Origin of the sequence: uncultured Chitinophaga sp. (assembly GCF_937898475.1) — a bacterium.
Classification (GTDB): domain Bacteria; phylum Bacteroidota; class Bacteroidia; order Chitinophagales; family Chitinophagaceae; genus Chitinophaga.
The window spans coordinates 98,944-118,478 of record NZ_CALEJS010000021.1; the positions used below are offsets into that span (position 1 = coordinate 98,944).

The 19,535-nt window shown below is 44.2% G+C and carries 19 protein-coding genes; 13 read left to right on the top strand and 6 right to left on the bottom strand.

The features are described 5' to 3' along the window. Positions 1–10 precede the first annotated feature (10 nt). Genes Q0577_RS15615 through Q0577_RS15625 form a run of 3 tightly spaced genes read right to left on the bottom strand, consistent with a single transcriptional unit; the run spans position 11 to position 3,351 of the window. Positions 11–1,594, bottom strand: a complete 1,584-nt coding sequence (locus Q0577_RS15615; protein WP_298737804.1) for a hypothetical protein — start codon at positions 1,592–1,594, stop codon at positions 11–13. 17 nt (positions 1,595–1,611) lie between these two features. After that, entirely contained in the window at positions 1,612–2,070 is a 459-nt protein-coding gene (locus Q0577_RS15620) for a hypothetical protein (RefSeq protein ID WP_298737806.1), read from the bottom strand. A 3-nt stretch (positions 2,071–2,073) separates the two neighbouring features. Further along, positions 2,074–3,351, bottom strand: coding sequence for a hypothetical protein (locus tag Q0577_RS15625; RefSeq protein ID WP_298737807.1), 1,278 nt, complete (start codon positions 3,349–3,351; stop codon positions 2,074–2,076). 644 nt (positions 3,352–3,995) lie between these two features. On the opposite strand from Q0577_RS15625, the gene Q0577_RS15630 reads away from it, so the two are divergent. After that, positions 3,996–4,856, top strand: coding sequence for an alpha/beta hydrolase (locus tag Q0577_RS15630; RefSeq protein WP_298737808.1), 861 nt, complete (start codon positions 3,996–3,998; stop codon positions 4,854–4,856). Here the strand turns inward: Q0577_RS15630 and ppsA are convergent. After that, positions 4,848–7,457, bottom strand: coding sequence for a phosphoenolpyruvate synthase (ppsA, locus tag Q0577_RS15635; protein WP_298737809.1), 2,610 nt, complete (start codon positions 7,455–7,457; stop codon positions 4,848–4,850). The two genes, Q0577_RS15630 and ppsA, sit on opposite strands and share 9 nt — an antisense overlap. Before the next feature lie 20 nt (positions 7,458–7,477). Then, complete coding sequence (locus Q0577_RS15640) at positions 7,478–7,933, bottom strand: MarR family transcriptional regulator (protein WP_298737810.1); 456 nt, start codon at positions 7,931–7,933, stop codon at positions 7,478–7,480. A gap of 290 nt (positions 7,934–8,223) precedes the next feature. Between Q0577_RS15640 and Q0577_RS27235 the strand changes: the two genes are divergently transcribed. Together Q0577_RS27235 and Q0577_RS15645 are read left to right on the top strand one after the other, a co-directional pair. After that, positions 8,224–8,304 (top strand): hypothetical protein, encoded by an 81-nt coding sequence (locus Q0577_RS27235; protein ID WP_366884510.1) that lies wholly within the window; start codon positions 8,224–8,226, stop codon positions 8,302–8,304. A gap of 3 nt (positions 8,305–8,307) precedes the next feature. Beyond that, the gene (locus tag Q0577_RS15645) at positions 8,308–8,556 is read left to right on the top strand and encodes a helix-turn-helix transcriptional regulator (protein ID WP_366884505.1); all 249 of its coding nucleotides are present in this window, start codon (positions 8,308–8,310) and stop codon (positions 8,554–8,556) included. Here Q0577_RS15645 and Q0577_RS15650 read toward each other — a convergent pair. After that, entirely contained in the window at positions 8,543–9,436 is an 894-nt protein-coding gene (locus tag Q0577_RS15650) for a hypothetical protein (RefSeq protein ID WP_298737811.1), read from the bottom strand. The genes Q0577_RS15645 and Q0577_RS15650 overlap by 14 nt on opposite strands. A gap of 611 nt (positions 9,437–10,047) precedes the next feature. Between Q0577_RS15650 and Q0577_RS15655 the strand changes: the two genes are divergently transcribed. The 10 genes from Q0577_RS15655 (at position 10,048) to Q0577_RS15700 (ending at position 19,392) form a co-directional block, all read left to right on the top strand. Continuing rightward, positions 10,048–11,724, top strand: coding sequence for a tetratricopeptide repeat protein (locus Q0577_RS15655; protein WP_298737812.1), 1,677 nt, complete (start codon positions 10,048–10,050; stop codon positions 11,722–11,724). Next, positions 11,721–12,386: a response regulator gene (locus tag Q0577_RS15660; protein WP_298737813.1), complete on the top strand. Its 666-nt coding sequence runs from the start codon at positions 11,721–11,723 to the stop codon at positions 12,384–12,386. The genes Q0577_RS15655 and Q0577_RS15660 overlap by 4 nt, the downstream gene beginning before the upstream one ends. 100 nt (positions 12,387–12,486) lie before the next feature. Beyond that, the gene (locus tag Q0577_RS15665) at positions 12,487–12,696 is read left to right on the top strand and encodes a hypothetical protein (RefSeq protein WP_298737815.1); all 210 of its coding nucleotides are present in this window, start codon (positions 12,487–12,489) and stop codon (positions 12,694–12,696) included. 42 nt (positions 12,697–12,738) lie between these two features. Continuing rightward, positions 12,739–12,939: a hypothetical protein gene (locus tag Q0577_RS15670; RefSeq protein ID WP_298737817.1), complete on the top strand. Its 201-nt coding sequence runs from the start codon at positions 12,739–12,741 to the stop codon at positions 12,937–12,939. Positions 12,940–12,986: 47 nt separating this feature from the next. Next, entirely contained in the window at positions 12,987–13,388 is a 402-nt protein-coding gene (locus Q0577_RS15675; protein ID WP_298737819.1) for a hypothetical protein, read from the top strand. Between the two features lie 64 nt (positions 13,389–13,452). Next, entirely contained in the window at positions 13,453–13,965 is a 513-nt protein-coding gene (locus Q0577_RS15680; RefSeq protein WP_298737821.1) for a hypothetical protein, read from the top strand. A gap of 10 nt (positions 13,966–13,975) precedes the next feature. Then, positions 13,976–14,968 (top strand): DUF4407 domain-containing protein, encoded by a 993-nt coding sequence (locus Q0577_RS15685; protein ID WP_298737822.1) that lies wholly within the window; start codon positions 13,976–13,978, stop codon positions 14,966–14,968. Positions 14,969–14,998: 30 nt separating this feature from the next. Beyond that, entirely contained in the window at positions 14,999–16,087 is a 1,089-nt protein-coding gene (locus Q0577_RS15690; RefSeq protein WP_298737824.1) for a type I restriction endonuclease, read from the top strand. A gap of 315 nt (positions 16,088–16,402) precedes the next feature. Beyond that, complete coding sequence (locus Q0577_RS15695) at positions 16,403–17,806, top strand: M48 family metallopeptidase (protein WP_298737825.1); 1,404 nt, start codon at positions 16,403–16,405, stop codon at positions 17,804–17,806. A gap of 29 nt (positions 17,807–17,835) precedes the next feature. Then, entirely contained in the window at positions 17,836–19,392 is a 1,557-nt protein-coding gene (locus Q0577_RS15700) for a DUF6770 family protein (RefSeq protein WP_298737828.1), read from the top strand. The last annotated feature ends 143 nt before the right edge of the window (positions 19,393–19,535 follow it).

Consider the following 19,535-nt stretch of genomic DNA (forward strand, 5'->3'; position numbering starts at 1 on the left):
ACAGTTTGTTTTAATTCACATTGTAATTCAGCTTATTGAATCTGCTGGCGCCCTCATAAAAAATAGTGATGAATTTACTGGCGGCTTCTGTGAGGTTCCGGTTCTTTAATGTTACCTGGTTCAGACCGGCTGTTTTAAATTCATTTATATCTTTCCCCTTATTCTCCTGCTCATTTTTGAGTAAAAAGCCGATATTCCTCCTGGTAGTTTCATCTTCCGGGTTGATCAGGTTGAACGGTTTGCCTATCATCGGCTCCCCGTTTACAAGCATTTTTTTATCTACCAGGTTAACTTTACCTGAAGCGTCGTCCATGGCTGCTATCCAGAAAAGATAATCGGACAGGAAACGGGAGAAAACGTCCAGGGTATCCTTATGCTGCATTTGCCTGGGGTCTTTTACCTTTTCCTTTTCATCTTTTTCATTGAAGCGGAAATATTCCGCATACCATGCATCTTTTATTTCTTTGTGTTGAGTATTGAGTATTTTTTTGCCGAGCGTGAGAAATGTATAGGCAAATACCGTCATGTTGGTCATAAGCGATTTCAGCGCGGTTTGCGTCTGGCGTATCAGCAGTGGGTCCCGGCTTGTAGGAAGGTCGTTCCAGCTGATGGTTTTATTGTCACGACAGGCTGTGAACAACATTTTATCGGTTTCACCTTTTATTTCCGGTTGTTCAAAAAAGTCAAATGCTGCAAGAGAGGATACCACTTCGATGTAATGCGGCATATTTTCCTGGTCTTTAGCGCCGGTGCTGAATTTGCCTACCTTTTGCGCAAGAGAGTCGCCTATAAAATATATCTGGTCAAAGCCGAGGTCCTTTTCATTATAATATTGGAGCGCCGCTTTTGTGGCAATTGGAAAATCGTTTCCGGTAACAAACATCTTCTCTGTCTTTTCGGCTTCGGGGTCCGGATCAAAGTTGAAGTAAGGTAGTATCAGAGCACCGCCAAGCAGGATCTGGCTCACGTTCTCCAGCAATTTTGCAAAAGGGTGAAACTTAAGTATCTGTTTTGATCCAAATGTAGGAAACCCTGCAGCGCCGGTTCCGCCAAATACGGAGCCTACCAGGAATACCCTTATATCGTTGGCTTTTTTGCTTCCGGCGAGGTCATCGAACAGCATTTTAAAAGGATAGTTATCCTGCGGAGGATTAGACATGACTACTGCGCCGATGGAGGGATGACCTCTGAAGCCCTCGTTCAGTTCAGTGTCCAGCTCATTACGTGTAAATAAGATGGACGCAAATTCTGCCAGTTCAGGTTGGGTCTGTTTTGTATTTTCATAATTGATGAAGTTTGAAAGCGTAGTGCCTCTGTCGCTGAATATTTCCCAGACAAGGCCTTTTTCATCCGGTGGTATCTTTATATGTGTTTTGAAGATGGGAATATCTGCTGTTCTTTGCAGGCTGTTCCTGCACTTGATATAGTTTGTGATTGTAGTCTTGGTGCGCGTCAGATTGCCGTTTCCCGCATCTGGGTCAATAAGAAATATGGACAGTTCGTCTGGTCCGTAGCCAGCTGCGCAGAGGTTAATGGTAGCCTCAACTACTCGTGCGCCGGTGCCACCTATTCCGATAAGATAGTTTTTGGGCATTGGTTGCTGTATTAGTATTATTTAAAGAAAGGGATATATTTTACGGTTCTTGGCGACATAAAGAATGTGCAAAACCAGAAGAAGAACCAGGTATGCAATGACAGCATGCAGAAAATGATTGCCCAGTCTTTTGTTGCCATTCCTTCTGATAGATTGATGATCACCAGTATAAAAAGGAGCGCGACAGCGCAGATAATCTGTAGTATAATGGAGCTTAGCCATACTCTTTTAGCCTTGTCTAACCTGCCCGCCGTGGTATCCAGGCTGCCGTAATAGTACCAGTAAAGACAATTGAGAATACCTGCAAAGGCTGCCAGCCCGAGGAAAAGCCGGTAACTGGCAAGAAAGTCTTCCGGTGTGGAGGATGCCAGCGTTAAAGATTCGCTGAAAACGCCGCCGAAGAAAATGGCAGTAATAACCCAGAGTATTACGCCTAACGCAGTTGTGAGAAGGTAGTTTAAGGGGCTCTTGTTCATCATCTATCGTTTAGATATGTTAATGTAAAATTTTGCGATGTAGGAAGGTGAGATGGCGGCATTGGCCACCAGTAAGGTAGAGCAGAGCTTATCGAAGTTATAGGTCTTACTGGCGGATGGGGTACCCGGAACAGGTCGATCTGTAGAAAAATCTTTTACCCAGGCGGGGGCAACCAGCCCGTTCAGCTCATCAGGTTTAAGCAGCACTTCATAAGAATAATAGCCTTTTGTACCATTGTTCTTTAATGTAAGCACCGCGGTTAAGCTGTCGCCTGATCGCCGGATACTTTCTATGGAAATGTCATTGGTCAGCACACTGTCAATTACCTTGTTTTTGGGATCAGTGACACTCTTCTTATATGCCACTATTTTCAGGTTCGGGGCGGAAAAATCGGCACACCGGGTATTCCTGTCAAGTTTAACCAGCAAATTGAGGCGGCCGTCTTTCCCTTCACGCATAATGAAGTTGAAGGAATGTGGGTTAAGGGATTTTTTATTAGTAAGGGAAGTGGCATCTCTTGTTTTGCTGAGGGAAACGTTGAAAGACCGGTTAATGTACCTGGAAATGATCAGGAACTGTTCTTCCTTTATGAATGGTTTGCTCTTCAGAGATTCAAATAACAATTCCGTGTTGTACAGGTTACCAAATACAATTGCATACAGGGGCCTTTCGCTTGATTTCAGCGTGTAACCGGAGGGGAAGCCCTGTACATCAAATACTTTTCCATCGAAGGCACTCCTGATACCAATAATACCTACAGTGATGCCATTTGCGAAACATTTCTGTTTTAGCTTTTCTACCATGGCGTTTACATCCCCTTCATCCTGGAAGAGGTCTGTTACCAGCACGCTTAACCTGCTGGTATCTGTTCTTTTAACAACACTGTCTATATAGGTTTTGGTAAAAATGCCTTTCTCATGATAAAAGGCAGGGTTGTTTTTGGCTGAAAGGAACTCCGTTCTGCTTACAGGCCTGATGGACTCACCGAACTTATAATACCTGGCGTCGGTATTTTTCCAGGCGGAAAGCGCGCTTGCTTCCAGCTGGTCCAGGAACTGGCTGTAAATCGATGCATCATTCACGGCAAATCCTTCCATGGAGGAAGTGGCATCCAGGTAAACATCCAGATCTATTCGCGCGGTCTTTTGGGGAGGAGGTCCTACTACCTCTTTGTCAGAATAGTCCCATTTGATCTCGGGATCTTTGGCGGTACATCCTCCCAGGGTCATCAGCACGACAATGCCACCGAGAAAAGGAAAATAGTTCCTTTTAGGATTCATTTTCTGTTATTTATTTTTAGTGTGATGAAAACGGTTTACAGAACAAAGCCCTCGTTAACAGACTTACCGCTTGGCAGCAGGCCTTAGGTAAGGGAGCTAAAATAAATAACACTGGCTACCACATCTGGCGGTGTGATAGACAATCTTTGGAGTTTGAATAAGTTGTCGGATAATGTAGTATCAGCCTTTGGGATTAGTTGTATTTCCAGTCTTTTTTTGCACTTGTCTTATCCAATTCTCCATTTTATCTCATATGTTTATCAGTATCAATGAATTATGAATCGACGATAGTTTGGTAAAAATATTGTATATCAAATATAGGGTTCCTTATTTTATTGAAATGTTAATGAAATGTAAACGGAGGCTTAATCTTGTTGCCAGGATGCGGTTATGGCCTGGTTGAGAGGGCAAACACCGGACTTTCCGGCTGCAAAGCGCGAATTACCCACATCATCCAAGGGCCACCTTTCCTCACTGACCTTTGCATGTAACTTTTTAAACGAACGTTTATTGAGCAAAGTAGAAGATAATTCATGGAAATGTCTTCGTATAAATACGCTATTAAAGAGATATAAACACCAATTGACGAGGCCCGGTCAGCATAACAGAGAAACTTTTGCCCGATCTTTGATGCTTTCCAATCTATGAGCAGGCAAATCTCTAACAGGTCAGTAAAAGTGAACGGTATTGATATTTTCTACCGCGAAGCCGGAGATAAGCGGAATCCGTCCATATTACTAATGCACGGATTTCCCGGTTCATCAGTGATGTTTAAAAACCTGATGACAGCCTTATCAGACCGGTATCACCTGGTAGCGCCTGACTATCCGGGATTTGGGTTCAGCGCATTCCCGGACAGGCGCCTGTTTGAATATTCTTTCAGTAACATATCGGCATACATCCATCAGTTTACGGTTGAGATAGGTCTTCAATCGTTCACTATTTATCTGCACGACTATGGCTGCCCCATCGGACTGCGGTTATGTGTAAATCATCCCGGAAAGATAGAACGGATCATTGTCCAGGATGGCAATGCCTATGATGAGGGCATGGGTCCTGAATGGGATGAAACAAAAGACTATTGGCAACATCCCACCCCGGAAAAAAAAGCGAAAGTGGCCGCATTCTTAAGTGAGGAAGGAATAAAGATGCAGTATACAGCGGGCTTACCCGAAGCACTGCTGCCCAGGATCAGTCCTGAGCTATGGTTACTTGACTGGGAGCTGATGAAAAGACCGGGTAACATTGACATGCAGTTTGAGCTGAATTGCGATTTCCGGCATAACATCCGTATGTTCCCGGTCTTCCAGGAATATTTTCGCATACATCAGCCCCCGGCCCTGGTGATCTGGGGCAGGTATGATGCATTCTTTAGTGTAAATGAGGCGCCTTGCTACAAGCGCGATCTGCCTGCCGCACAGGTGCATATCATTGATGGCGGACATAAGCTGCTGGAAACAAATTTTGACGAGGTGCTACAACTGATCGAGACGTTCTTAGGATAGTATCTCTACATATCCATCTGTGCCATTCACACGGATACGTTGTCCATCTTTTATCAGCCTGGTAGCATGCTCCATTCCTACAACCGCCGGTAAGCCATATTCGCGGGCAATGACAGCGCCATGGGTCATAGGTCCGCCCACTTCTGTCACCAGGCCTTTTATGGACACAAACAAAGTTGTCCAGCTGGGGTCAGTGAAAGTTGTAACCAGTATATCGCCCTCTTCGAGTGCAGCTGCTTCCATGTTGAGTATTACGCGGGCCCTGCCTTCTGCTACTCCGGATGAAACAGGTACACCCATAATAGCACCATCCGGGAGATGATCCTTTTGGTAATTTCCACGGATGATCTCTCCTTCAGATGTAATTACACGCGGGGGCGTTAATTTTTCAAATAGTTGAGAATCGTTTTTCCTTTTGCTGATGAGCTGGTAATCCAGTTGATGGTTTTGAATGACCGCGCGTAATTCATCAAAAGAAAGAAAATATATGTCTTCCTTTTCACGGATGATTCCCACTTTTACGAGTTGTTCTGCTTCCTGCAGTAAAGCCTGCTTATATACCAGGTAGCGGCTCACGATGCCATATTTTGGATATTCGCGATAACCGCAGAGATTCCTCACCAGGTCGATCATTCTTTTTGTTTCCCTGGCTTTTTCTTCACCATCCGGCAATTGTTTCAGCCGGGTTAACAGCTCTTCTTCCTTTTTCAAAGCTTCCCGGAGCCCCTGTTCAAACTTCCGTTTACTGGCGCCTGGCTTGTGGTTGCTGATGTTGCTGAGGATCATGGGGATCAGTGTAGCAGGTTTTTCAATCCAGCGTGGCCGTGTTATGTCGATCTCACCTGCACATCGCATTCCATATTTATTGAGGAACGCAAGAATAGCATCTTTGCTTGCTTGTCCGCCGGTTAGCTGAGGAAGTTTGTCCAGGAAGCTGTCGTGTTTTGCATCCTGCAGATAGTTAATTACTGCCGGGTAGGGGCGGATAACATCTGCCACATCCAGCAATGCCAGTCCCATAGCCGAGGTAATATTATTGGAGACAGATTGGGAGAGTGTATCTGCTGCCCCTTTTTCACCCAACCACTCTTCCATTTTTTCATTGATCCAGGAAGCGGCATTCATACCGGTCATTATTACACCGAAAGTTTGCGGATCAAATAATTCCTTCTTGGATACCTTGATGTCTTCCAGGATGAAATCAACCAGTTCCACGCCTGTTTTCTCCCGGATGTTCTGTTTTAAAGCTGCTACAGAAGCTTCATTACGCCGGATCAGTTCATCTACAATTGTTGGATCGTAATCAGCCAGTGTCTGGAAATCACGGACTGGGGCGCCATTACCGGGCTGCTGATCTTTTTCATCAGCAGGTAATAATTTTATAAAGTCCCGTTCTATGATGGTGGTAAGTGCATCTTTAAAAAGAAGATCTGATTTAGCTAACACGTTTATCATGACCTGTCTTCTGGCTGGAGAGGCCAGGTCATCGGTGATATCCACAAATAGTCTACCGCCAGCCGTTTGCATGTGGCGTGCAGATAACTCGAAAAGGGACAGCCCCAGTGGTTTCATGGCGTCTGTCATCATCTGTTGATGACCAACAGAGATGTATACACGGTTTCCCTCGTCTTTGGCTTCAGGAACGGGGAATAAGGTGGTGATGGGGCGGCTCTGTACAATATAAAAAGCATCTTCTGCCAGGCACCATTCAATATCCTGCGGACTGCCGAAATGCGCTTCGATCTTTCTGCCAATCTGCTCAAGCTGGAGGATCTGTTCATCTGTAAGCGTTTGCAGGTGCTGCAGCCCGGGAGCAATCGCCTGTTCTTTTGTTCCGCCATCTTCCGATGCATAAATGGCCAGTTGCTTGGCCGATATCTTCTTTTCGGTCAGTTGGCCGTTACGCACTTTATAGGTATCTGCATTTACCAGGCCGGAAACCAGCGCCTCACCGAGACCGAAGCTGGCCTCAATGGATACTATCTTCCTGTTACCAGTGACAGGATCTGCTGTAAACATAATTCCTGCGGCCTGCGGAAAGATCATTTGCTGAACTACAACAGACAGGAATACTTTACGGTGATCAAAGCGGTTTTGATGGCGGTAGGAGATGGCTCGTTCGGTAAACAGCGATGCCCAGCATTTACTGATGTACCGAAGAATGGTTGTTTTTCCGCTTATGTTCAGGTAAGTATCCTGCTGACCAGCAAAGGATGCAGTTGGCAGATCCTCCGCGGTTGCGCTGGAACGTATTGCAAAGGCGCTGGTGTTTCCAAGCCAGGAATGCATTTGGGTGATATCTTCCGTAATATCTTCGGGGATGGTTATTTCCTCAATAGCGTGACGGATCCTGCCGCTTAGCTCACGAACCTTATGATGGTCTTCCGGTTGCAGCAGGGTTAACTGATCCAGCAGGTCGTTCACCTGCGAAGATGATGCGATGATCTTTTTGAAGGCCGCTGTGGTGATACAATAGCCATCCGGTACTGAAATCCCCTGTATCCTGGAAAGTTCTCCCAGGTTGGCACCTTTACCGCCAACCACTTCAACTTTTGTTTTGTCGATATCCCGGAAGCTAAGAACAAATGAAAGATTACTCATAGTTGTCACGTTTGTTGACATTATTTATTCCTGAGTTTATTCGTGGTGTCATTCATTATTTCAATGGCGTTTGAGAAATAGGTTTCAATGACCTTTATTTCTTCTTCTGAGAAAGAAGCCAGCAGTTTTTCTGACCTGCTTCGGAAGTCTTTATAGAGTGGTTCAAAGAGTGCCATTATTTTTTTGGTGTTAGGTTCGATGAGCACTTTACGCCGGTCGTCTTCAGCGAAGCGTCTTTTCACCAGGTTCTTTTTTTCAAAGCGGTCAATTAAACCCGTAACGGCGCCCGTTGTAAGGCCGGTTAAACTGGAAAGCTCACCTGCAGTCATTTGTCCCTTTTGTAAAAGGAACCCCAGGTATTTGTGGTCAGTTCCTGATACGCCTGCCGTTTGAGCAATAGTCTCATGCATCTGGATAGAGGTATATGCATAAGCCTGGCTCAGTTTCCTTACCCGCGTTAACAGATCAATATCCATAACATATCTTATTAAGTAAATATCTTAGTTGCTAAGATAATAGCAAACTTACAATATTCCCAACCTAAGCTGTTTTTATTTTGCTGGTCTTGAATATATTAGCATATATTTTCCCTTTATCAGAATAAATTTATTGTTAAACAATAAATATTTGCTGGGCTGTCTGGCTTTGGGTATTGGCCTATTTTCTCATTTTGGGTTTAAGTATTCATCCTGGCTAAGCACACAGGGCGTTGCCGTGCCCCCGGTAGCAGGCCTTACATATAGGCGGGGCGGATGTATGGTTTTTTATGGCTATTATATTTTTCGTTATTGCCCAGGTGGTGAAAAAGGGTATAGAAATTCAAAGCGAGAACGAATTAACCATATAGTGTATGCCGATAGTAGTAAACTTAGATGTGATGATGGCAAAGCGAAAAATGTCGTTAAATGAACTTTCGGAGAAAGTGGATCTGACCCTTTCTAATCTGTCCATCTTAAAGACGGGAAAAGCAAAGGCCGTTCGTTTCAGTACCCTGGAGGCAATATGCAGGGCGCTGGATTGTCAGCCCGGTGATATACTAGAATATGTAGGGGAGCAAGGGATAGTTTTGCGGGGTGTAAGGAAACTTACTCTCGTGTGATCGTTCCTGTAGCGATGTATTTATCAATAATATATTTACTGATCGGCTTCAGCCGGTGGTCAAAAGCTACCGGGTGCTCGCCGCCGGCTGTATAGTACTCAATTTTTCCGTCAATTTTAGAATACCAGATTCGGCCTATGGCGTTGTAGGTGATGGTGTCTGGTCTGCTGATCTTCCTGAAATGCTTCAGCTTCATTTCATCCAGTGCAATGACCATCGCATCAGAAACTTTCTGGTCACAGGCGATGCGTTCGTAGTGATCTTCCTTCCAATACATGCAGCCGTTTGACCCCGGCGACTGGCTTCCCTTCAGCCACCACATGCTGCCTGTTCCCAGTGCCAGGGATAACATCACGGCGGCGGCCATTGTTTTTGTGGATTTTCCCTTTAATTTATCTGTTATATTGATTGTCACTGGTTTAACTCCGGTGGGTTTTGCCTCCTTTGCTGTCGATCCTGTTCCTTTTTCCGGTTTTTCCTCCATTTCCTCCTTTTCTATTGTATCCTCAGTAACCGGATACACCTTCCCCAATTCCCAGGGCCTGCCCGGAAAATCAAGCAACCAGGCCAGGAGCTCAATATTCTTTTGGTCAGTACTTCCGGATTTCTCTTTCAGATAATACACCAGTGGTTTGAATTTATCCGTGTCGCATCGCTGAAGCAGCATATGACAGGTTTTCGATTCATTCAAATCTTCGCAAAAGTCCCTGATCACTTTCTCATCCCGTTTACTTACCGCGTTTGTACATTTTTTCAGGCATTCAGCTTTAAGTTTTGCAGAGGTGAGGTGCAGTAAGCCGTGCGGCAGCGTACTGGCTGTCTTTTTTTGTTTGTACGCCTCCCTGACCAGGTGCCCGTATTCAATAAAAAGTGTCGCCATAGATGGAATTATAGAACTGAAAAATCGGAATTAAAGCCGCATTCCCGGAATTATGCCTGGAATACCAGGAATTCCCGGAATTATTGGAATTGTTTGTAAACCAGCCTTTTATCTCACTCTATCTTCGTTACGCAATCAGGTAATGCCTCCGTAGCTAAGGGGCTTTCTGTACAGATCTGATGCTCCCCGACAAGGAAAGCGGAAGCCGATAACCGGCTTGGGAAGCGATTAAAAGCTTCCGCGATCTGAGTCCACACTTCCCAAAACACAAGCAAGAGGCGCTTCTCGCTCATTCAGACACCGCTGCCGGATGCCCGGCATCCGGCGGCTTATTACTCACAATTAAAGCTAAACCAATGTTTTACTTAATATTTAGTTTCTTCATGGCATTCGCATGCCCCAACCATTCCAATAACGCTAATCATAATAACGGCGCCCAGGTCACTACCCTGGACGACGACACCGAAGGTGAAACCGGGATAATTCCTCCCAGGAAACCATAGTATAGGATCCAGTGAGGCAAGCAGGCGCTTGCCTCACTTTTTTAATACCGGTCAATAATAATTTATCAAATTTCAGGAATTCTATAATTTTAAGGTAAATACCCCCCAGTGCGAACCCTTAACATTATCCTGCCTATTCTATTTGCCGGTTTTTTTGCCTGCCAGCCGAAGCAGGATCCGCTGCCCCGCATCTCGGCGCCAACACTGGAAAAAGGGGAGTCCTTCTTTAAATCCAACAACGATTCCGCTTTTTATTACTTCAATCTCGTTGCCGGCAGCACTACCGACAGCCTGGTGATCGCCATGGCTTATACCTATATGGGTATTATTCAATCCATAGAAGGAGACTACTATGGCGGCCAGGAAAGTCTGCTGGCATCCCTTACCTATCTTGACGAAAACAGGCAAAGCCATCATCAATGCCTGCTAGCAGACTATCATGAGCTGGGCAATATCTGCCTGAAGTTAAAAAACTATGACGCTGCTATCGACTACTTCCATAAAGCCCTGGATGATATCAAAGATCCTGACAACCGTACTATTGTTCTGAATGGGATAGCCCTTACTTACCAGAAGAAGGGCGACTTTGACCAGGCTATTGCGCTATATAAGTCCCTGTTGGCCAAAAGTACGGAAAACAGGAAAGAGTACGCCCGGCTGCTTTCCAATTATGCCAGAACAAAATGGCTGAAGGATTCCAGTTACCGCGCCGGGCCTGAGCTGCAATACGCCCTGAAGATCCGGAAGGATTCTAATGACAACCGGGGACTGAATGCCAGTTATGCCCATCTTGCAGACTACTATTCCACCTCTATGCCCGATTCTGCTCTTTACTATGCCCAGAAAAGGTATGAGATCGTCCGGATAATAAATAATCCGGAGGAGGAGGTAGAAACGCTCGCAAAACTTATTACGCTCAGTCCTCCTGGATTGCTTAAATCCTATTTTGTCCGCTACCAATACCTCAGAGACAGCATTCAAACGGCAAGGAACGCGGCAAAGAACCAGTTTGCACTAATCCGGTATGAGGCCGAAAAGAACAAGGCGGATAAACTGCAGCTGCAACAGGACAACGCACAAAAGGAAATCCAGCTGGTCAGGCAACAGTTTATATTAATACTGGCCATCCTGCTGTTCGGATCTGCCGCCATTATGATATCCCTCTGGTACCGCAAGCGTCAGCAACAGCTGGAAGCCGCATCCCAGCAGACCATTCAGCAGCATAAACTGAAGACATCCCAGAAAGTGCACGATGTGGTAGCCAACGGGCTGTATCGGCTGATGATGGATATCCAGTATAAACCATCCATTGACAAAGACCAGCTGGTTGACAGGATTGATTCGCTGTACGAGCAATCCCGCGATATCTCCTATGAACAAACGATGACATCCATACTTCCCTTTCATGAAAAGCTGGCGGAGCTGCTCACTTCTTTTGCATCTGACCGTACCAGGATCCTCATCGTGGGAAATGATGTCACGCTTTGGGAGGATACTGACAAAGTGGTGCAGCAGGAAGTTGAACACATCCTGCAGGAATTGCTGGTCAACATGCAAAAGCACAGCCAGGCTCATTCCGTTCTTTTGAAGTTTGAACGTCAAAACGGCCATGTCCAGATTCACTATACAGACGATGGCATTGGTATTCCTTCGCAATTTAAATATGGGAACGGATTGCTTAATACGGAAAACCGTATTAAGAAAATAGGGGGGCAGCATACATTTGCCCATCCGGGGAAAGGATTGAAAATTCATATTTCTTTCCCAACAAGTCAAACGTCATGATCAGAAAGGTACTTATTGCAGAAGATCACGAAAGCGCCAATATTTCTGTGCAGAAAACACTGGAAGAACTTGTTATAGATGATATTGCATATGCGTATTATTGCGATGATGCTTTGAACAAGATAAGCCAGGCGCTGAAAACCGGAGACACCTTCGATCTCCTGATTACAGATCTGTATTTCGAGCCTGATGGTAATAAGCAGATACTATCTGGCGGGATGGATCTGATAGTCGCTGTCAGGAAGGTGCAGCCAGAACTGAAAGTACTGGTCTTCACGGCAGAAAGCAGGCCCGCTATCATTGAACAGCTTCGCAACCAGTATGACGCCGATGGATATGTGCGCAAAGCAAGGAATGACGCCCGGCAACTTAAAGAGGCCATAGGCGAAATAGCACAACACCGGCGTTACTTTCCACGTGACACCAGGCAACATACCGACAAAAAAAATGCTTACTCATTTTCAGATTTTGATATCCGGATTATAACACTGCTTGCGCAGGGAGTGTTACAAAAAGACATACCCGCACATCTTCAGCGTAATGGAATAAAACCCTCCGGCTTAAGTAGCATAGAAAAGCGGCTCAGCCAGATGAAGGATGCGCTGGGCTTTACAAAGAATGAACAATTGGTGCTTTACTGCAAAGAGTTAGGTGCTATTTAGTCATTCAGAGAATTCAGAAGGAAAAAGTGAATTACGGTTTCCCATAAGAAAAGGACATTAATGAAGTATACTTTTGTTTCAGTAAATTTTAAACAGCACTATGAAACAGAAGTATTATGTAAACGATAACCCCCAGTTTAATGGCGATCATGAAGTGCACGCTGCCACCTGTGAATACCTTCCTGTGATATATAAGTGTACTTACCTGGGAGAATTTGAAAACTGCCAGGAAGCCATTAACGAAGCAAAAAAGCGATATCGAAAGGCAAATGGTTGTTTTGATTGTTCCAGACCCTGTCATACCACGTAAGCGATCTTTTTGTTTGTTATAGCACCCTTGAATGATGACTTCATGAAACTGCTTTATGCCTGGCTGCTTACCAGCTATATCAACTGTAACCAGATAACGGTGTATGTATGCGACAGTAAGTATGCCACAAGGTATCACTACAAATCGGATTGCCGTGGATTAAGTAATTGCAAACACCGGATCATCAGCATACCGCTAGACAAAGCTACAGCTACCAGAACGCTTTGTATGTGGGAACGGTAAACTGACGATATCCCGACTACATTCAGTAACCTAATATCCCTGTTATTATGACAACATCCAACCACGTACCGTATAAATACCTGCAGTTTAAGGGAGGACAATCTTATCGCAGGTATATACAGCAGGATATTTCCAAAGATGCTCCTTCCACAACGGATAAAGGAAAGGACCGCCCGGATCTTGCATCCCATGGCAGCTACGGTGCACTATTGTTTCACCCTAACTGGAAAGCAAAACGCCGGGAAATACTTGAGCGGGATAAGCATCGCTGTGTGCATTGCTACAGTAGTGAAGCGCTCCAGGTACATCACCGGCAATATCACTTCCTGGCAAGCGAACAGAAATTCCGTCTTCCCTGGGAATATCCTGACCGTTTACTCATTACACTTTGTGAATCCTGTCACAACAAAGGACATAGAAAATTTAAAGTACCAACAATCACCCTCTAATAAATTTTGTATGGGCTTATTCAATATTTTCAACCGAAATCGCCAGAATGGGCATAGCGACACGATGGAAATCGAGGACGCTGTACCTGATATCCCTGAAACTACTTTTATTGAAAAAGAAGCGCCTGAAATGGAACACTCTGAAGAAAAAGCGATTGTTCCAATCAACGGTGGAATACAGCTTTTATATGAATTCCTGGACAGGAATTTTGAGTCTAAAGGGTACAATGATGCGTTGATAAACCCAGACATTACCCACCTGGAGCAGAATGTAATTGCATTGAAGAATGACCTGGAAAGATCTATCCGGAAAGTAAAAACCTTCTACGAAGATTTCATCCGGCAAATCAATTTTCATATAGCCAGCAGAAGCAGAAGCGGGATGATAGATACGGTGGAAGAGCTGACTGTTAAAAAAGAAATAGCCGAGAGCCATATACAGCAGGTAAAGGATATTGAAGAGCAGGCAAAGCTTAACGAAGGTGTTGGGCATGGCATCATAATCAGCTATACCCGTGGTTTCAGAAATGGGCTTGCAGCTATTTCCAGTCATATCATCCTGAACAGAAACTTCTAAACCTTACCTTATGAAACATATATGGGTCCGTTTTGGTTGCTTCATGACCGGTTACAACTATAATATCCTGCGGAAATGCAGTGAGGCAGCCTTTAAATCAGTGAAGAAATATACAGCAGCCATGCTGATTGTTTGTATCCTATGGTTTTTTATCGGTTTTACTTTTGCGCATCGGTATTTGTCGCTTGGTTTGCCGGGTTGTTTCATCGCCGGACTTTTATCAACCATTGTCATTGTCCAGGTAGAGAAGCAGATTGTCTTATCCCTTCATCCGGGACGTTTGCTGTTAATATTCAGGGGATGTCTTGCATTCATGATGTCTATACTAGGTGCAGTGATCATCGATCAGATATTGTTTGAAAAGGACATCGAAATCGAAAAGATGTCCTACATATCGCAAAAAGTTGATAAGATATTGCCCTCAAAAACGGAAGAGTTGAGAAAACAGATTGCTGCATTGGATACGGCAATCGCACGGAAAGAGGTAGAAAAAGAAGCTTATGTGGATGACATCAGCAAAAGGCCCACTATAACGGCGACTACTACGCAAACAGCAACAAAGCGCGTACCCGAACATACAACTACTTCATCCGGAAAGGATACGATTATCTGGAAGGCGACCAGTGAGCATATAGTTGGGACGACCCTTGTACCCAATCCTAAGATCGCATTGATATCCTCCCTGGATTCTTCTATAAGTCAGCTGCGTCAGCAAAGGGTTCAGAAGGAAAACGACCTGCTGCATATGAAACCTGCGCTTGAAAAGGAAATGAAAGCGAATACCGGATTCCTGGATGAGTTAACAATCATGGCGCGAATGCTTTCGGCATCATATGTTGCACTGTGTTTCTGGTTACTGTGGATCTTGTTTTTCCTTTTTATTGAAATGCTGGTATTATTCAGCAAAATGGGAGACGGAGTGAATGACTATGAAAAAACCGTATTGCACCACATGAATCTACAGATGCGGCGATTGGACGCCCTGGGAAAAGCATTTGAGTGAATGTTCTTATAATACCAAAAAAAGTAACCGATGGATTTTAAAGATCAAATCAAACTCTTCGGCGACAAGGTTGAAAAACTTAAGACCCAGATCCAGACCGAAGAAGCTACCAAGAATGCCTTCATCATGCCCTTTATTAAGGTATTGGGATATGATGTATTTGACCCCTTTGAAGTAATGCCCGAATTCATTGCAGATATCGGCATCAAGAAGGGTGAGAAAGTGGACTATGCGATCCTGAAAGAGGGCCAGCCCTCCATTCTGATAGAATGCAAGCATTGGGGAGAAAGCCTGGATCCGCATAATTCCCAGCTGTTCCGGTACTTCCATACTACAAGCGCCAGGTTTGGACTATTGACGAATGGAATCATTTACCGGTTTTATACGGATCTTGTTGAACCGAATAAAATGGATGATAAACCATTCTTTGAGTTTAATGTAACGGATATAAAAGACAGTCAGATTGAGGAGCTGAAGAAATTTCACAAGTCCTATTTTAACATTGAAGACATTCAGACTACCGCCAGCGAGCTAAAGTATATGAATGAGCTCAAGTCTTTGTTAAACACCGAATTCCAGAATCCCACTGAAGGTTTTGTAAAACTTTTTGCGCGGCAGATATACAAGGGAGTGCTGACTGCTAAAGTGGTTGAGCAGCTTGCTGTGCTAACCAGGAAGTCCGTACAGCAGTACATAAATGACCTGATCACTGAGCGGCTGACGTCTGCTTTAAAGAAGGAGAATGATGCTGAGCAATCCGTTACAGCAAAGGAACCACCGGTAAAAAATGCAGAGGAAAGGGGCTCCATGATTGAGACTACAGAGGAGGAAAAGGAAGGCTATTTAATAGTAAAGACCATTTTGCGTCAAAAGGTGAAGGCGGGCAGGATAGTTTACCGGGATGCGCAATCCTACTTCGCCATATTATTGGACGACAACAATCGAAAAACGATCTGCAGATTATATTTGAATGGTTCGCGCAGATATATTGGAACATTTGACGAACAGAAGAAGGAAACAAAAACAGAGATCCTAACGGTTGATGACATTTTTAAGTTTGAAGAGATCCTTTATAAGACAGTTGAATGGTATGATGCGGAGAAGGTACAGGCGGTTTGACACCAGCTTTTTATCACCAGTTGCATTGTTTTGGGGGGCCTTTATATACCACAAGGCAGGAAGCCGCGTAATTAAGTTTATGCGGCTTCTATTTTTTGTTGAATGCGGCAAAGGAATGGAAAAGGATAAGGCCCCAGCGAGGAGGAACTGCATATCCCGTTGTTTCTACTTTTGTCAACAGAGCCCGGTCATTCCAATCTTGAAAACCACCAATAGAGTTAATTACTAAGTACTTATATTTAAAGAAAATAGTTAAATTTTTGCTATTTACAGGATTATTTCCTTACTTGCAGCACCTATACCGTCACATTCGTTATGCCCGTTCGTTTTCAGAAGCTGTCACAGTACAAACGCTTACTGGTATTGACAGCACTATTTGTATGTGCACTTGCCAACATCACAGCCGCCCAATCAACAGTATTTAACCCAGCTGCTGAGAACAAGCAGTTGCTGTCGTCTCTTATGACACAATACGAACAGCGCTACCGGGATGGCTTAACCAGACTTCCTCCTGAAAATAAAAAGGATTATGAAGAGATCTACCGGTTGCGCTGGGACCATATAAGAGAGATATTTGATAAAAAGGAGCTCTTTACCGACCCCACAGCCCAGCAATATCTCGATGCCCTGGTGGAGGAGATTGTGAAATCCTATCCCCTGCTACGAGACCATCCTTTTCATTGTTATTTTTCACGTTCCGGCATTCCCAATGCCAGTTATATTGGCGAAGGCATCATCCTTTTTAATATGGGTCTGTTCCGGAAGCTGGAGAATGAAAGCCAGGCAGTGTTTGTCATTTGCCACGAAATTGCACACTACTTTCTGCAACACAGTGAAAAAGGCATTTCAAAATATGTAACCACCATCAACAGTAAAGCCGTACAGGCGGAATTGCGCAAAATAAGAGGTTCCGAATACGGTAAACGTGCTCAAATAGAAAAGCTGGTGAAAGGCATCACTTTCAATAGCCGCCGGCATAGCAGGGATCATGAAGCCCAGGCCGATTCAATGGCGATTGAGCTCCTGCATAATACCCGGTTTGACATTACAGGCGCACCTACCGCATTAAACCTGCTCGACAGTATTGATACAGACACCTTGAACACCGCTTTATGCCTGGAACGTTTGTTTAATGCCAAAGAATACCCTTTTAAAAAGAAATGGATCGCCAAACAGGGTGGGCTTCTTGGCGGGCACGCACAATTGGAAGAAAATGACAAACTGGATGACTCCCTGAAAACTCACCCGGACTGTAAGTTAAGAATACAACTCCTGGCGCCGCTGACGGATAAATACAAGACCCCCGGCAAATCTGCGTTTGTAGTTGATAAAGGAACATTTGAGAAACTGAAAACCACCTTTCAATACGAGATAGTGGAGTATGCTTATATTACTGATAACTATACAAGGAGCCTATATTATACAATAGAGATGTTGCAGGAACACCCGGCAGATGCCTGGCTCATAACCCAGGTAGGAAAAGTACTGAATAACTGCTACACCGCTCAGAAAGCCCATATACTTGGCAAGCGGGTGGAGCTGCCATCGCCGGGTTTTAACTCAGGTTATAACCTCTTGTTACAGTTTATACAAAACCTGTACCTGGAAGAATTTGCATCCATCAGCTATCATTATCTGCATCAATATTCTTCTCAGCTTAACTATTATGCATATTTTAAAAAAGAGTATATCACAAGTAGTCAACTGATAAAACAATAACAATTAACTGATCCCTAAACTTTGAAATTATGATCAAGCATTTGCTTACTGTAGCACTATTCCTTTTCACATCATCATTATATGCCCAAAGTAAATTAAGCATAGAGAATGTTTATTCCGCCTACCTGCGCAACAGTGGCACTATTATGGAGAACAACCAGATCAAAGGGTACTTTTTCCTTTACCAGAGCGACAAGATAGATAAACGCACCAATGAGTACACCCTGCAGATAGTGGACGAAAACCTGAACAAGGTAAAAGACATTAAATTCCAGGACTCAAAAAAAATAAGCCTGCTCGAAGCTGCCTACAATGGCAACAGCTTGTCCTTCCTTTTCAAAAATGAGGAAAACAAAACACTGGATATGAAAGTTTACGGCATTGATGGTAAGCTGAAGTATACGTACAGCCGCGAGTACACTAAAAAAACAGAAGATCTCATGAAAAGATATGAGACTATGCATACGGATGAAGGCACCAATCAGAATGTATTCGACCTTGGCGAAAAGGGATATGCTTCCGTGCTGCCGCTGAGAGACGGTAAAACCCGCACTTATGAAGTGGACTATTATTCATCACAGAGCAAGAGCTACTGGAAATATGTTCCGACAGATGATGAAGAACGCTATGCCCAAGCGGAATTCCTGGGCGCTACAGACAGCCTTATCATACTGGAAGTAATGAAAAGAAACAGAGCGCTCAGCGGCAAGGTTACTTCGCATATGGTAGGCATCGACATTACCACCAAAAAGAAGATCTTTGACCTGGACGGTGAGAATGATGAATTCGTACTGGTTCCTTCCAATGTGATCCCTTTAAAAGGAACCGGCAAGATACTGGTGATGGGAAGCTACTTCGACAAAGGTGACAACGTAGCGAAAGATGCAAGCAAAGGACTGGCGATCTATGAGATAGACGGCAAAGGAAATGTATTGTCCAAAACCTATAACTCCTGGGGCAGCGACTTTGCCAAATACCTGCCTACCGGCAGCAAAGGTAAACTGGACAAAGTAGGTTACCTCTATATCCACAAACTGATCCGGACAGCTAATGGGAAAATCTTTGCAGTTGGCGAAGGATATAAAAGGCAGGTGAGTGCAGGCGGTGTTGCCTTAACCATGCTCGTTGCAGCAGGTGGCTCTTATGGCCGTACCAGCACTACCAAAATTGTGACAACAGATATGGTAATTATGGAGTTTAATGACAAGTTTAAAGTAACCGGCGCAACCATTTATGATAAGACCAATAATACCGCCGAGCTTATGCTAAGCGATTTCAACAGCCAGCATGCCATTGCGATCCTGCTGAAAATGACCGGCGGTTTTGACTATGAATTTACTACCAGTGATGCCGACAATTCCACCTTTACCATTTGTTACAGTGACTGGGTAAGAAGCTCTGATTACAAAGGCTTGACCTTTAATACGCTTCGTTATAACGGCGCCAAATTCACAAAGGACAAAATTGACTTAAAGTCAAAGGCCAGCAAAATGACCGTACTGCCAGCCAAAGCAGGTTCAGTAATGATCCTGGAGTACTTTAAGAAAGATAAAAAGCTTGAATCCAGGTTAGAGAAGATAGGATAATAGTGGCATTATAGAAAAAGAGGCCGTTTCAAAAGAAAGAGGCGGCCTCTTTGCATTTTAGCTATATAGCGGTTTGTGGCAGTTAATATGTAAGCTAACGACGAAGTACATCTTTTAGCGGTACAGTGGTTCTTCTAACTTTG

Excerpts from the sequence above, each read along its gene's own strand:
- Q0577_RS27235 (WP_366884510.1), top strand. The coding sequence starts at position 8,224 with ATGGCTATTATATTTTTCGTTATTGCCCAGGTGGTGAAAAAGGGTATA.
- Q0577_RS15685 (WP_298737822.1), top strand. The coding sequence starts at position 13,976 with ATGAAACATATATGGGTCCGTTTTGGTTGCTTCATGACCGGTTACAAC.
- Q0577_RS15660 (WP_298737813.1), top strand. The coding sequence starts at position 11,721 with ATGATCAGAAAGGTACTTATTGCAGAAGATCACGAAAGCGCCAATATT.
- Q0577_RS15650 (WP_298737811.1), bottom strand. The coding sequence starts at position 9,436 with ATGGCGACACTTTTTATTGAATACGGGCACCTGGTCAGGGAGGCGTAC.
- Q0577_RS15665 (WP_298737815.1), top strand. The coding sequence starts at position 12,487 with ATGAAACAGAAGTATTATGTAAACGATAACCCCCAGTTTAATGGCGAT.
- Q0577_RS15675 (WP_298737819.1), top strand. The coding sequence starts at position 12,987 with ATGACAACATCCAACCACGTACCGTATAAATACCTGCAGTTTAAGGGA.
- Q0577_RS15680 (WP_298737821.1), top strand. The coding sequence starts at position 13,453 with ATGGAAATCGAGGACGCTGTACCTGATATCCCTGAAACTACTTTTATT.
- Q0577_RS15670 (WP_298737817.1), top strand. The coding sequence starts at position 12,739 with ATGAAACTGCTTTATGCCTGGCTGCTTACCAGCTATATCAACTGTAAC.
- Q0577_RS15625 (WP_298737807.1), bottom strand. The coding sequence starts at position 3,351 with ATGAATCCTAAAAGGAACTATTTTCCTTTTCTCGGTGGCATTGTCGTG.
- Q0577_RS15645 (WP_366884505.1), top strand. The coding sequence starts at position 8,308 with ATGCCGATAGTAGTAAACTTAGATGTGATGATGGCAAAGCGAAAAATG.
- Q0577_RS15690 (WP_298737824.1), top strand. The coding sequence starts at position 14,999 with ATGGATTTTAAAGATCAAATCAAACTCTTCGGCGACAAGGTTGAAAAA.
- Q0577_RS15640 (WP_298737810.1), bottom strand. The coding sequence starts at position 7,933 with ATGGATATTGATCTGTTAACGCGGGTAAGGAAACTGAGCCAGGCTTAT.
- ppsA (WP_298737809.1), bottom strand. The coding sequence starts at position 7,457 with ATGAGTAATCTTTCATTTGTTCTTAGCTTCCGGGATATCGACAAAACA.
- Q0577_RS15700 (WP_298737828.1), top strand. The coding sequence starts at position 17,836 with ATGATCAAGCATTTGCTTACTGTAGCACTATTCCTTTTCACATCATCA.
- Q0577_RS15615 (WP_298737804.1), bottom strand. The coding sequence starts at position 1,594 with ATGCCCAAAAACTATCTTATCGGAATAGGTGGCACCGGCGCACGAGTA.
- Q0577_RS15695 (WP_298737825.1), top strand. The coding sequence starts at position 16,403 with ATGCCCGTTCGTTTTCAGAAGCTGTCACAGTACAAACGCTTACTGGTA.
- Q0577_RS15620 (WP_298737806.1), bottom strand. The coding sequence starts at position 2,070 with ATGAACAAGAGCCCCTTAAACTACCTTCTCACAACTGCGTTAGGCGTA.
- Q0577_RS15630 (WP_298737808.1), top strand. The coding sequence starts at position 3,996 with ATGAGCAGGCAAATCTCTAACAGGTCAGTAAAAGTGAACGGTATTGAT.